Source organism: Halococcus sp. PRR34 (genome assembly GCF_028617175.1).
Taxonomy (GTDB): domain Archaea; phylum Halobacteriota; class Halobacteria; order Halobacteriales; family Halococcaceae; genus Halococcus; species Halococcus salifodinae.
This window is the reverse complement of the sequence record NZ_JAQJDA010000004.1, coordinates 127,254-140,372: the sequence shown is the minus strand read 5'-3', so window position 1 is coordinate 140,372 and position 13,119 is coordinate 127,254. Positions and strand designations below refer to the sequence as shown.

Annotated in this window: 13 protein-coding genes; 5 read left to right on the top strand and 8 right to left on the bottom strand. The window is 67.6% G+C overall.

The genetic code is table 11. From position 1 onward, the window contains the following. Positions 1-77: 77 nt before the first annotated feature. Positions 78-764 carry an HAD family hydrolase gene (locus PHA81_RS07125; RefSeq protein WP_273836034.1) on the top strand — a complete coding sequence of 229 codons (687 nt, stop codon included), beginning with the start codon at positions 78-80 and terminating at the stop codon, positions 762-764. 11 nt (positions 765-775) lie between these two features. Here PHA81_RS07125 and PHA81_RS07120 read toward each other — a convergent pair whose 3' ends face one another. The 4 genes from PHA81_RS07120 to trpC are packed head-to-tail and all read right to left on the bottom strand — an operon-like array spanning position 776 to position 4,474. Then, a complete protein-coding gene (locus PHA81_RS07120) occupies positions 776-1,570 on the bottom strand; it encodes a 2-amino-3,7-dideoxy-D-threo-hept-6-ulosonate synthase (protein ID WP_273836032.1) in 795 nt (264 codons plus the stop codon). Positions 1,571-1,593: 23 nt separating this feature from the next. Next, positions 1,594-2,433 carry a tryptophan synthase subunit alpha gene (gene trpA / locus PHA81_RS07115; protein WP_005045128.1) on the bottom strand — a complete coding sequence of 280 codons (840 nt, stop codon included), beginning with the start codon at positions 2,431-2,433 and terminating at the stop codon, positions 1,594-1,596. After that, positions 2,430-3,713 carry a tryptophan synthase subunit beta gene (gene trpB, locus PHA81_RS07110; RefSeq protein WP_273836029.1) on the bottom strand — a complete coding sequence of 428 codons (1,284 nt, stop codon included), beginning with the start codon at positions 3,711-3,713 and terminating at the stop codon, positions 2,430-2,432. The genes trpA and trpB overlap by 4 nt, the downstream gene beginning before the upstream one ends. Then, on the bottom strand, positions 3,710-4,474 hold the full coding sequence (trpC, locus tag PHA81_RS07105; RefSeq protein ID WP_005045124.1) for an indole-3-glycerol phosphate synthase: 765 nt from the start codon (positions 4,472-4,474) through the stop codon (positions 3,710-3,712). The genes trpB and trpC overlap by 4 nt, the downstream gene beginning before the upstream one ends. Positions 4,475-4,569: 95 nt before the next feature. On the opposite strand from trpC, the gene PHA81_RS07100 reads away from it, so the two are divergent. After that, positions 4,570-5,031 carry an MGMT family protein gene (locus PHA81_RS07100; protein ID WP_005045122.1) on the top strand — a complete coding sequence of 154 codons (462 nt, stop codon included), beginning with the start codon at positions 4,570-4,572 and terminating at the stop codon, positions 5,029-5,031. Positions 5,032-5,042: 11 nt separating this feature from the next. On the opposite strand, the gene PHA81_RS07095 is transcribed toward PHA81_RS07100, so the two are convergent. Continuing rightward, entirely contained in the window at positions 5,043-5,924 is an 882-nt protein-coding gene (locus PHA81_RS07095) for a CPBP family intramembrane glutamic endopeptidase (RefSeq protein ID WP_005045118.1), read from the bottom strand. Between the two features lies 1 nt (position 5,925). After that, on the bottom strand, positions 5,926-7,980 hold the full coding sequence (gene lonB, locus PHA81_RS07090; RefSeq protein ID WP_005045116.1) for an ATP-dependent protease LonB: 2,055 nt from the start codon (positions 7,978-7,980) through the stop codon (positions 5,926-5,928). 267 nt (positions 7,981-8,247) lie between these two features. Here lonB and PHA81_RS07085 point away from each other — a divergent pair, with 267 nt between their 5' ends. Genes PHA81_RS07085 through PHA81_RS07075 form a run of 3 tightly spaced genes read left to right on the top strand, consistent with a single transcriptional unit; the run spans position 8,248 to position 10,229 of the window. Next, a complete protein-coding gene (locus PHA81_RS07085) occupies positions 8,248-8,796 on the top strand; it encodes a nicotinamide-nucleotide adenylyltransferase (protein WP_049910339.1) in 549 nt (182 codons plus the stop codon). Between the two features lie 24 nt (positions 8,797-8,820). Next, the gene (locus tag PHA81_RS07080) at positions 8,821-9,621 is read left to right on the top strand and encodes an SAM-dependent chlorinase/fluorinase (protein WP_005045108.1); all 801 of its coding nucleotides are present in this window, start codon (positions 8,821-8,823) and stop codon (positions 9,619-9,621) included. Continuing rightward, the gene (locus tag PHA81_RS07075; protein WP_005045106.1) at positions 9,621-10,229 is read left to right on the top strand and encodes a trimeric intracellular cation channel family protein; all 609 of its coding nucleotides are present in this window, start codon (positions 9,621-9,623) and stop codon (positions 10,227-10,229) included. The genes PHA81_RS07080 and PHA81_RS07075 overlap by 1 nt, the downstream gene beginning before the upstream one ends. A 98-nt stretch (positions 10,230-10,327) precedes the next feature. Here the strand turns inward: PHA81_RS07075 and thsA are convergent, their stop codons facing one another. Continuing rightward, positions 10,328-11,908 (bottom strand): thermosome subunit alpha, encoded by a 1,581-nt coding sequence (gene thsA / locus PHA81_RS07070; RefSeq protein ID WP_049910323.1) that lies wholly within the window; start codon positions 11,906-11,908, stop codon positions 10,328-10,330. A gap of 164 nt (positions 11,909-12,072) precedes the next feature. Further along, complete coding sequence (locus PHA81_RS07065; protein WP_005045103.1) at positions 12,073-13,071, bottom strand: glycosyltransferase; 999 nt, start codon at positions 13,069-13,071, stop codon at positions 12,073-12,075. Positions 13,072-13,119 lie beyond the last annotated feature (48 nt).

The following is a 13,119-nucleotide window of genomic DNA, read 5'->3' as shown; positions in this document are numbered from 1 at the left end:
ACGTGGCGAAACCGCCAACGGAAACCCGGACAGTGTGTGGCCGAACGCTTATCGCCGCCGCTCGCCAACGCCCGGCAGTGACGACACCTCCGATTTCGACGGTCTGTTTCGATCTCGACGGGACGCTGCTGACCTACGACCACGATCCCGACGAGGTGCTCGCGACCGCGTTCGACGACGCGGGCGTCGAGCAGTTCTGTGATCCCACCCAACTCTGGGCCGCCGCCGACGACGTGGACGACGCCGACGACGACATCGACTTCCTGACGAAGACCTTCCGGGTCGCGGGCGAGCGTCAGGACGGTGAGATCGACAGTCCGGACGTGCTCGCACGGGCGTACGACGACGCGACCGATCACACCGACGTCTCCTTTCGCCCCGGTGCGCAGACAGCGCTAGATCGAGCCCGCGAGCACGGTCGCGTCGGCCTGATCACGAACGGTGGGCGAGCGACCCAGCGAGAAAAGCTCGACGCCCTCGACATCCACGACGCCTTCGAGACCCACGTCTACGCCGGTGAGACCACCCCGCCAAAGCCCGCCACCGAGCCGTTCGAGCGAGCGATAACCGCTCTCGACGCTGACCCCGAGCGGACGCTGTACGTCGGCAACTCGCTCCGACACGACGTGGCGGGCGCGCGAGCTGCCGGCCTTCAGGCGGCGTGGTTCCCGGTCATGGGCGATCGCGACGACCGGGGCGACGGCGATGGCCACGAGCCCCACCACGTCTTCGAGAGCCTCCACGACCTCGACGACGTGCTCTGAAGAACAGGAGGTCAGGCCTCGACCGCGAGGTCCGCCCGGTCGAGCGCCTCGTCGGCCGGGAGGTCGTCGTGGACGACGCCCGAAACCGCGCTGGTGATCGCCTCGGGATCGTCGTGCTGGAAGATCGTCCGGCCCATCGAGACGCCGGCCGCGCCCGCGTCCATCGCGCCCCGGACAGCGTCGAGCGTCGCGTGATCGCCCTCGGGTTCGCCACCCGCGATCACGACTGGGAGTCGGGTGGATTCGACCACGTGCTCGAAGCTCTCTGCATCCCCTGAGTAGCCGGTCTTCACCACGTCGGCTCCAAGCTCCTCGCCCAGCCGGACCGCGTGACCGAGGCGTTCGGGATCGGTTGCGTCGACGCCGGGCCCGCGAGCGTACGTCATCGCCAGAACGGGGATCCCGAACTCACCGGCTCGTTTGGATAGCTCCGCGAGATCCTCGATCTGAGTCGGCTCGGAGTCGCTGCCGACGTTGACGTGCATCGAGACCGCGTCCGCACCCGCTCGAATCGCCTCCTCGACGGTCGCAGTCATCCGCTTGTCGTTGGCGTCGGGCCCGACCGCGGTCGAGGCGTTGCAGTGGACCACGTAGCCCGCGTCGTTTCTGTTGGGATGGACCCGTGGGGCGATCCCCTTCTGTGTCAGGACCGCGTCCGCGCCGCCGCGTGTCACCGCGTCGATGGTGTCCTCGATCTCTTTCAGGCCGCCGACGGCCCCGATCGTGATGCCGTGATCCATCGGGACCGTGAGGTAGCGACCGTCTGTGCCGATGCGATCGAGTCGTGCCTGCGTGCCGGGTGTCATACTGGTATTCGGTCGCACGGCGGTTATGTTCGTTCCGGTCGCGGTGTGCGTTGCGCGCCTGCGACCGCCCCGTCTTTGAGTTCGCGGGCCTTCGCTTCGAGTCGCTCGGCCACGGTCGCAGCATCCTCGCCTGCCTCGTAACCCTCGGCCACGATGTCGACGAGCGCGCTCCCGACGATGACGCCGTCCGCGCCCGCCGCGACCACCTCGCCCGCCTGCTCGCCCGACGCAATCCCGAACCCGACCGCCTTCGGCACCTCCCACTCAGCGAGCCGATCGAGGCTCTGTCCCGTCTGTGCCGAGACGTCCGCCTTCGCGCCGGTGACGCCGAGTCGCGCCTGAACGTAGACGTACCCCGAGACCCGCGACATGATCCGATCGAGGCGCTCGCCCTGGGTCGTGGGCGCAACGATGAACACGAGGTCACAGTCGAACTCGTCGCAGGCCTCGCGAAGCGGATCGGCCTCCTCGGCCGGCAGGTCGGGCACGACGAACCCTTCGATCCCCGCTGCGGCAGCGCGCTCGACGAACGCTCGGGGTCGTTCGGCGTCATCATCGCCGTACCGGTAGATCAGATTGTAGTAGGTCATACAGACCAGCGGCACGTCCACATCGAGCTCCTCGACGAACGCGAAGAAGCGTTCGGGGGTCATCCCGGCGTCGAGCGAGCGGTTGACCGCCGCCTGGATCGTCGGGCCCTCCGCGACGGGCTCGGAGAAGGGGAGGCCGAGTTCGATCACGTCGGCCCCGCCGCGTGCGAGCGCTTCGACGTATTCGAGCGATGCGTCGTAGTCGGGATCACCCGCCGCGAGGTACGGCACGAACGCCGGTCCCTCGGCGAAAGCCGCCTCGATGGCGTTCATCGGAGTCCCTCCGTGAAGACGTCCATTTCGGGCGCTTCGTCGATCTCGCGCCGATCGGTCTCCTCGATCACCGTTTCGAGGTCCTTGTCGCCCCGTCCGGAGACGTTCACGACGACTGTATCACCGAGGTCGTCGTGGGCCTCGTGGAGATGGGCGAGCGCGTGGGCGCTTTCGAGCGCCGGAATGATTCCCTCCGTGCTGGAAAGTCGATGAAACGCCGCGAGCGCGGCGTCGTCGTCGACGTTGGTGGCCCGAACCCGACCGGAGTCGACGAGATGCGCGAGTTCCGGACCGACCCCCGCGTAGTCGAGCCCTGCCGAGACCGAGTGGGATTCGAGGATCTGGCCGTCGTCGTCCTGGAGGAGCCGCGTGCGCGCGCCGTGGAGCACGCCCTCTTCTCCCGTGGAGAGCGACGCGGAGTTGGGCGCGACGCCGCGTTCCTCGTCGACCGCGAGCGACGAGCCGCCCGCCTCGACTGCGTGGAGATCGACCCCGTCATCCGAAGCGAACTCCGCGAACGCCCCCATCGTGTTCGATCCTCCACCTGCGCACGCGAGCACGCTGTCGGGGAGTCCGCCGGCCTGATCGCGGACCTGTCGCCTGGCCTCCTCGGAGATCACGGCCTGAAAGTCCCTGACCATCGCGGGGAAGGGATGTGGGCCGACGACGCTTCCGAGCACGTAGTGGGTGTTTTCGACAGTCGTGGCCCAGTCACGCATCGTCTCGTTGATGGCTTCCTTCAGCGTCCCGCGGCCCGCCGTGACCGGGGTGACGTCCGCACCGTTCAGCCGCATCCGGAAGACGTTGGGGCGCTGGCGGTTGATGTCGGTCTCGCCCATGTAGACCTCGCAGGGCATATCGAGGTGGGCGGCGGCCATCGCGGTCGCGGTACCGTGCTGGCCCGCGCCGGTCTCGGCGACGATTCGCTCCTTGCCCATGTACTTCGCGAGCAGGACCTGGCCGAGCGCGTTGTTCAGTTTGTGTGCGCCGCCGTGGAGCAGGTCCTCACGTTTGAGGTACACCTCGGTGTCGTAGCGCTCACTCAACCGCTCGACGTGCTGGAGCGGCGTCGGCCGGCCGCCGAAGTCGCGGAGGCGATCGCGGAACTCGTCCATGAACCCGTCCTCGTTGTCGAGGACGTACCGCTCGTAGGCGTCGGTCAGCTCCTCGATCGCGGGCATCAGCGCCTCGGGGACGTACTGACCACCGTACTCGCCGAACTTCCCGTCCGTGTTCCGGCCCTCCGTGCCGATGCCCGCACCGCCACCCGCGTCGCTCACGCCTCCACCTCCGCCGTCGTGAGTCGGCGTGTGTTCGCCTCGGGGTCGCCGTCCATGATCGCACTTCCAACGAGGAGTCCGTCCGCACCTGCCCGACGCATTCGCCTGGCGTCTTCGGAACTCCCGATACCGCTTTCGGCGATCAGCGTGACATCCGCTGGAGCCTCAGCAGCGACTTGCTCGAACGTCGAAAGGTCCACGTCGAGCCGCGCGAGGTCACGGTTGTTTACACCCACGAGCTCCGCACCCGCCGCGAGCGCGCGATCGAGCTCCGCCGCGGTGTGGACCTCGACCAGCGGCTGGAACCCGCGCTCGCGCGCCGCTTCGATCATCCCATCGAGATCGTCGAGAAAGCGCACGATCAGGAGCACGGCGTCGGCTTCGACGGTGTCCAGCTGGGCCTCCTCCAGCACGAAGTCCTTTCGGAGCACCGGAACGTCGACGGCCGCCCGTACATCGCGAAGGGCGTCGGGCGACCCGCCGAAGTGGGCGGGTTCGGTCAGTACCGAGAGCGCCGCCGCGCCGCCCTCGACCATCGCTTCGGCGAGTGCGACCGGGTCGGCGTCGCGCCGGCCGTCGGTCGTCGGGCTCGTGGGTTTGATCTCCGCGATCACCGGCACACGCCCGTCGGCATCGGCCGTCGAAAGCGCTGCGGGCAGCGAGCGCGCGTCGACGGACACTCGTTCGTCCCCACCCTCGCGCTCACGGGCGGCGGCGAGGATCGACTCGATCGCGGGGGCGTACCCCTCGCTCGCGTTCATAGTTGTACATCGAAGGACGGTTCTGTACATAAGACTTGCGCCGCGGGGGCGCACGGTAGCCGAATGTTGAAGGACGACACCGCTCAATCACCGTCATGACTGAGGAAGCCGGTATTTACGCCCGCGAGTCGTCGTATCTCGGTCGGTGTGTCCAGGTGGGGATCGCGAGCGGGCGCGTGGTTTCGGTCTCGTTTCCCGGCAGCCTCGCGAGCGAGGCAGAGTCCGATCACGACCTCCTCGATCGGATCTTCGACTATCTGGAAGGTGTCGAGGACGACTTCGAGGACGTCGAAGTAGCGCTGACCGTTCCCACCGACCAGCGGGCGGTGCTCGAAGCCGTCCGGGAGATCCCTTACGGGAGCCAGGTCACTGTCGAGCGCCTCACCCGCCGCATTGCCGATTTCGACGCCGACGAGGAGGACGACCGTGACCGCGTGCGGGCGGCACTCGACGGGAACCCCGTGCCGCTCGTGATCCCCGACCACCGCGTTCGCGACGCCCCGAGCGCCGCTCCGCCGAAAGTCGAACAGCGGTTGCGGTCGCTGGAAGGGTTGTAGAGAATCCGGGCTTACGACCACTCGACGGCGAGACTCTCGTGGACGACGAACTCCAGGGCGTTGACGAGGTAATGGGCGATCACGACGGCGAGGAAGCTGCCGGTCAGCACGAACACGCTCGCGAGCACGAACCCCAGCCCCCCGGTCGCGACCATTCCGATCGTGCCCTGCGCGCCGTGGCCGAGCGCGAACGCGATCGACGAAAGCACGGCAAGCAGCCACGGCGAGAGCCCGAACCCGGCCGCAAGCGCACCGATCAGCGCCGCCCGGAAGAGGAGTTCCTCGAAGATCGCGATGGTCGGCAGCACCACCCCGAGTAACACCGCCCACCCTGTCCGCGAGTCGGGGGCGAGCGACTCGCGGAGCGCGTCGGGCGTCTCGATCCCGGCCGCGTTCGCGCCGAGCGTGCCGAGTTCGTTGACGAGATAGAGCCCGACACCCACGACGATCCCGACCCCGAGCGCCGGTAGTCCGGTGCTGAGTGGGGCCCCATCCAACCCGAGTGCGGCGAGCGGGATCTCGGCGTACCACGCGCCACCGATCAAGACGACCGCGAACAGCCCCTGCGAGAGCGCAACGTTCGCGAGCAGCGCGCCGGTCGAAAACGACGGTGACCGACGAGTGCCGTCCGGCCCCGCCGATGGCTGTTCGATCGAGTCCCTGGCGTCGTAATCCAACGGACTGTCGGGTGAAACGTCCTCGTCACGACGAGTGGGAACGGGCTCGACGCTCGACGGCGTGTTGCCGACTGTCGAGGTTGTGTCGTCAATCGCCGAGGCGTCGTCGACCGTCGAAGAGCCGTCGTCGATAGTCGACTGTGAAGCGCGCGCGAGCGCGAGCAAAACGAAGAGAACGAGGGCGGTCAGGCCGGCGAAGACCGCCCACCGAGCCACGTTACTGCGGGCTCGGGCTGCCGGTGCTCTGTCCGACCTGTCCCTGCCGATCGAGCGCCTGGCCCGTGATCGACTTCAAGCGATCCACGAGACCGTCGGCCTCGCCCTCGCCGGCGAGGGCGACTTCGAGCACTTCGCTGATGTGATTGACCGGGACGATCTCGATCTGGTCCTTGTACTCGTCCTCGATCATCACGTCCTGTTCGTTCGCCGCCGGGATGATGACCGTGTCGTAGCCGGTCTTCGCCGCCGCCTCGATCTTGTGGGTCACCCCGCCGACCGGGAGGACGTCACCCCGGACCGAGAGCGATCCGGTCATCGCGATGTTCTGTTTGACCGGGGCGTTTTCGAGCGCGCTGATGACGGCCGTGGCCACCGTGATGGAGGCCGAGTCGCCGTCGACGCCCTGCTGGCCGGTTTGGACGAACTGGATGTGGATGTCCTTCTCGGAGATGTTCTCGTCCGAGAACTTCTTGATGATCGCCGAGACGTTTTGTACTGCTTCCTCGGCGATCTCCTGGAGCTTCCCGGTGGCGATCACGCCGCCGGGGCCCTGCGATGGCGTCACCTCGGCCATCACCGGCAGCACGATCCCGGAGTCGTCGCCCATCACCGCGAGGCCGTTGACACGGCCCACGACGTCGCCCTCCGAGACCGAGAGCTCGTAGTCCTTCCGGCGCTCGATGTAGTTGTCCGCGAGCTGCTGTTCGATCGAGCGCGACCGGCGTTTCGCCTGAAGCACGTCCTCGCGCTCGGTGAACTCCTTGTCCTCGGCACGAGCGATGTCGCCCGCCACTCTGACGAGCCCACCGAGGTCACGCATCTTGAGCGTGAGGTGACCCTTCCGGCCCGCACGGCGCTGGGCTTCGAGGATCATCTCTTCCATCGCCTCGCGGGTGAAGTGGGGCAGCCGACCGTCCTTGTCGACCTCCTGGGCCACGAACCGAGCGTACTTCCGGCGCATCTCGGGCTCGTCCTCGATGGTGTCGTCCATGTACACCTCGTAGCCGTACCCCTTGATCCGCGAGCGCAGCGCCGGGTGCATGTTCTCCATCGCGTCGAGGTTCCCAGCCGCGATCATGATGAAGTCCGTCGGGACGGGCTCGGTCTGGACCATCGCGCCCGAGGAGCGCTCGGACTGGCCAGTAATGGAGAACTCGCCCTCCTGGATCGCGGTCATCAGCTTCTGCTGGGATCGGATGTCGAGCGTGTTCATCTCGTCGACGAACAGCACGCCCTTGTTGGCCTCGTGGATCGCGCCCGACTCGACGCGGTCGTGGCTCGGCGTCTCCATCCCGCCCGACTGGAAGGGGTCGTGGCGGACGTCGCCGAGCAGTGCACCGGCGTGCGCGCCGGTCGCGTCCTTGAACGGCGCGGTCTGGGTGTCCGAAGAGTCGATCAGGAGGTTCGGGATCATCGCGTCGGTACTTCGGGAGCTGTACTTGAACGCGAGGTAGATCAGGACGGCGAGCACGCCACCCAGCAGGATCTGGCCCGCGATCAGGAAGGAGTAGCCCAGCACGATGGCGATGATGATCCACATCAGGAACTGGCGCATCTGGTTGCGCTTTTGGGCCTCCTCCTTGTGGGCCTCGATGATCTGTTGGCCCTTCCCCCCTGGAACGGTCCGCACCTTCGGCTCGTTCCCATCGTCGGGGTTGTGATAGACCAGTACGTCCTGGAGGTCTTCCTTCGGGAGGAGCTGGCTCATCGCCTTCGCCAGCATCGACTTGCCTGTGCCCGGCGTGCCGATCATCATGACGTGGCGGCGCTGTTTGGCGGCCTTCATCACCACGTCGCGGGCGTGGTCCTGCCCGATGACCTGATCGACGAGCCGGTCGGGGATCTCGATGTCCGCCGTGGTCTCGATCTTGAGCCCGCCGAGCAGCCCGTCCTCGGCGTCCTCGTCGATCTCGGCCTCGATCTCGACGTCGCTACCGAGCTCCTCCCCCAGAGGAACCCTCTCGTCGTCTCCCGCATCCGAGTTCGGTCCCGGGTCCGGATCCGGGTCGTGCTCGGTCGGGAACGCGTCGTCGGTGTCCGTGTCGTTACTCATGAGACTGTCTCTAACACCTCAAAGGAGGGCACGTTTACTGATATACTTTCTCCCCTCGGACGTCCCGGCCGCACTTCCGGAATACGCTGTCGAGAAGCCGTCTCGGCCGGGTGCCGATCGCGGAAAACCCCACGATTCACTTATAAACAAATCGGTCGATCGGGCGCTGTTTCACCGATCGGAACTCCTTCGAGACAGCCCGGAACGAATCGACGAGCAGCGACCCGAAAGCGGGAGTTTATGCACGATGGCGTTCTGGCCGATCACATGCGCCGTGGCTTCTACATCGGCCGGTTCCAGCCCTACCACGACGGCCACCACCGGATGGTCGAGCGGATCGCGGGCGAGGTCGACGAGCTCGTGCTCGGGATCGGCAGCGCCGACGATTCCCACACCCGCCACGACCCCTTCACCGCCGGCGAGCGCATCATGATGCTCACCAAGGCGCTCGACGATGCCGACCTCGTGATCTATCCCGTGCCGATCGAGGATCTCGACCGGAACGCGGTCTGGGTCTCCCACGTTCGGAGCATGTCGCCGACCTTCGAGATCGCGTACTCGAACAACCCCCTCGTGGTGCAGCTGTTCACCGAGGCCGGCGTCGAGGTGCGCCAGTCGCCGATGTTCGAACGCGAGAAACTCGAAGGCACGGAGATCAGAGAGCGGATGATCGCCGACGACGGCTGGGAGGCGCTCGTCCCCGACGCCGTCGTGGACGTCGTGCGGGAGATCGGCGGGATCGAACGCATCCAGCGCGTGAGCGACACCGACGGTGCGGACTCCTATCGCGCCGACGCCACGGCCGACCCCGAGTGATCGACACCGAACGAGCCATCCCACATGATCACGCTCACCTCCGACTTCGGTTCGCCGTACCCCGCCGCGATGAAGGGCGTTCTCTGTGCGCACACCGACGCCAGGCTCGTCGACATCGCCCACGACTTCCCCCGCCAGGACGTCCGGACGACCGCGTTCTGGCTCCGCGAGGTTTTCCCCTATTTTCCGCCCGCGACTCACCTCGTGGTGGTCGATCCCGGCGTCGGGACCGATCGGGCGGCGCTCGCGATCCGGGCGGGCGAGCACGTCCTCGTCGGGCCGGACAACGGCGTGCTAGCTCCCGTTGCCAGGCGACTCGCCGGCGACGCAGTGGGAGCGCCGGACGACGACGCCCAAGCGAGCGCGGGTATCGAACCGTTCGAGATCGTCGTCGACGAGCCCGAGAGCGCGACCTTCCACGGCCGAGACGTGTTCGCGCCCGCGGCCGCGTTGGCCCACGAGGCGGGCGCGGATCGCCTCGCCGAGTGTGAGGAGTTCGTCTCCGCCGACGGCTACGAGGACCTCCGGTTTCCGGAGCCAGAGGTTCGGGACGGCGACGCCACGGGCGAGGTACTCGTCGTCGACGGGTTCGGCAACGCCGTCACGAACGTCCCCGGTGAGATGCTGGATGGACGGTTCGGCGAACGGATCGCGGTCGACGGCGAGCACGTTCCGGTCGCACAGTCGTACGCACACGTCGCGGCCGGCGAGCGACTCGTCACAGTAGGGAGCCACGGCAACGTCGAACTCGCCGCGAATCGGGGCCGGGGCGACGAGACGTTCGGCGTCGGGGTCGGTAACCCGATCGAGCTGGCGTTCGAGTGATGATCGGTGCGTTCGGAGCGATGAACGCGATCGGGCTGGTGGCGTTCGCGGTCGTGGGCGCGCTCAAGGGTGCGGACGCCGATCTCGACCTGTTCGGCGTCGGCGTTCTCGGGATGGCGACCGCGCTCGGCGGCGGCATCCTCCGGGACGTGCTCGCCGGCCGTGTTCCCGTCGTGCTCCGGACGACTTCGGACGTGAGCGTCGCACTCGTCGGCGTCGGGATCGGTGTCGTGCTCGCGCGGGCGATGGGCGGCCGGCTCCGGAACCACACGGCGGTTCAGCTCCCTGACGCCGTGGGATTGGCGGCCTTTGCGGCCACTGGCGCGCTCGTCGGGACCGACGCCGGACTCTCGCCGTTCGGGGTGGTGGTGCTCGCGACGCTCACCGGCGTCGGTGGCGGAAGTATCGCGGACGTCCTCCTGGGGCGGGTTCCCGCGGTGCTTCACGAGGACTTCTACGCGACGCCTGCGGTGCTCGGCGGCGGGGCGTTCTGGCTGGCGACGGGGATCGGCGTCGCCGCCGGCCAGGCAACCCTCGGCTGTGCGGCGTTCGTCTTCGCTCTCAGACTCCTTGCGCTCCGGTACGACTGGCATCTGCCAACGATCTGAGTCCGTCGAACGATTACGGACGAACAGCCACACCGCGGCCTGCTCGGAGAGGTGAATCGGTTGCGAAAAATCAGTGATCGTGAAGCCGCTCGGCCGCCTCAGTTGTCGGCGGAGATGACGTCGTCGATCCGGGCGATCATCGTCGCGGCCTCGGTGGCGCTCTCGATCGCCTCGTGTTTGACCGCTGCCGGATCGAACACGCCAGCGTCGACGGGATCGTCGGCACGGCCGCTCTGACCCTCGCTGATGAGGCCAGCGCGACCCTCGCTGTCGTGGCGCGAGCGGAGGTCCACGAGCGCGTCGATCGGGTCCATCCCGGTGTTCTCCGCGAGCGTGCGCGGCAGGACGTCGATCGCGTCGGCGAACGCCTCGACGGCGAGCTGACGACGGCCCTCGATGCTCGCGGTCTGGTCGCGGACGTGGGCTGCGATGGCGACTTCGCTCGCACCACCGCCAGGCACGACACCACCCGAATCGAGCGCGGCGGTCGCGACGTCGAGCGCGTCGTGGAGTGCGCGTTCGAGCTCGTCGGTGACGTGGTCGGTGCCGCCGCGGGCGAACACCGTGACCGCCTCCGTGGCCGCGCCGCCCTCGACGAACGCGAGCTCGTCCCCGCCGAAGGACTCGACGCGGACGTGCTCGGCCTCACCGAGATCGGCTTCTTCGAGGTCCTCGATCGCGCCGACGCGGCTCGCGCCCGTGGCCTGGACGATCGAACGTGCCTCGTCGTCGTCGACGCCCTCGAACGCGAGGATACCCTCCTCGGCGAGGTACGCTGCCGCGCGGTCCTCGATGTCCTCGGTGACGAACGCGACGTCGACATCGAGGTCGGCGAGTGCGTCGGCGTACTGCTCGAACTGGCTCTCCTCGGCGTCGATCGCGGCGTTCAGCTGATCGACGCTGGAGACGTCGTACTCGGCGTCGACGTTCGCCTCTCGGATGTCGAACTCGACGTCGAGGACGGCGATCGAGGCGTTCTCGACGCTTTTCGGCATGTCCTCGCGAACCGGCTCCTCCTCGCTGATGACGCCCTCGACGAGCTCGGTGGCGCTCGAACTCGCGCCGGTCTGCGTTCGAACGGTGATCTCGTCACGCGCGACGCTGTCGCCCTCGACCTGTCGGACGGCCTCGACGACCGTTTCGGCGAGCGCGTCCGCACCCACGTCGCCGGTGCCCTTGCCGGTCATCGAGGTGCGGGCGACCCCGCGGAGTCGGTCGTCGTCGAGGTCGCCGCCGGCGAGCACCTGCTCGTCGACGGCCTCGTGGGCCAGCTGGGCCGCCTCGTGGTACCCCTCGACGATCGTCGTCGGATGAACGTCGTCGTCGAGCAGGGTTTCGGCCTTGGCGAGAAGCTGACCAGCCAGAACGGCGGCGGTCGTCGTGCCGTCGCCGACCTCTTCTTCCTGTGTTTCGGCGACTTCGACGATCATCTGGGCTGCGGGATGCTCGATGTCCATCTCGCCGAGGATGGTCGCGCCGTCGTTCGTGATGACGACGTCGCCCGCATCGGAGACGAGCATCTTGTCCATGCCGCGGGGACCGAGCGTCGTACGTACGGCCTCCGAGACCGCCTTGCCGGCGGCGATGTTCGAGCCCTGTGCGTCCTGACCGCGTGTCCGCTCCGAGTCCTCGCTCAAGATGAACATCGGCTGTCCACCCATGCGCTGTTGCTGTGCCATGATGGATTCCTCACCAACGGGTCGTTTGCGGTTCTATATAAACCTTCTTACTGCGTGGCGAGAAAACGCCGGACGTGAGCAGGGTGGTATGTCACGTCGTACCTAATGGAAACGCGTTCATATGGCCATCCGCAGGACGGGAACGGATCGAGTCGAGTGCGAGTTTAGCGTCGATCGTAGACCGCGACCGCACGATCCGACCGCGAGGAGATCCCGTTCGGGTTTCGTCGGTCCCGATCGCGCCATCGCGCGAGGAGGCCCGCCCCTTCACCGCGGCCCGAGCCCGTGAGCACGTCCCGGCCGTTGCCGAACCACGCCGTCGGCGTCCCGTCGCCCCTGGCGACCCCGACGAATCCTGAGAACGCGTCGCGCACGGCGTGGTTCGCGAGCCGGCGGGCAGTCGTTGGCCGAACGCCATAGTTTTTGACGAGCCGGTAGGCGAGCGCCCGATACTTCCAGTACCAGTCGCGCTCGGTCCGGCCGCCGTCGGAGATCACCGGACTGCCGGCGGCCCCCGGCCTCGTGGGACCGACGGCGGCCGCGTCCCGCACACACATATCGTCCTGCCAGTCCACCGCATACCCGTTTGCGGCGAGTCGGTGGGCGAGATCGCGCGCCCCGCCGGTTTGGAGGTACTCGTCGAACCCGTCGAGTGCGTCGAGCGCCGCGCGCGAGAACGCGACGTTCCGACCGTCGACGTACGTTACCTCACGTCCGGCGATCGCTCTCGATTCCGGGCCATCGCTCCGTTCGCCGTCGACTCCGGTGGGACCGGTGACCGCTCCAACCCGTTCGCGGCCGCCAGGCATGGGATACCCTTCGGCAAAAACGTGTGCGCCCGCGCGTGCCGCCCCGGGATCGAGCCCCGCCGTGACGGCGTCGTACCAGCCCGGTTCCACAGTCCGATCGTGGCCGACGAGCGCGATCCACTCGCCGGAAGCGTGCTCGATGCCTGCGTTCCGGGCGACGTTGAGGTTGCGGTCCGCGATTTCGACGAGTACGTCGACGTCGTCGCGCTCTCTGACCATCCCGGTGGTGCCGTCGGCCGAGGGGCCGTTCACGACGACGACCTCGCTCTCGGGGGCCGCCGTGGCGAGCGCGTCGAGACACGCCACGAGCTGGGTCCGGCCGTTGAGTGTCGGCACGACCACCGAGAGCTGCATGAACAACCGATAGACGATCTCTGTATAAAAATGCCCGTGTTCAGCGTC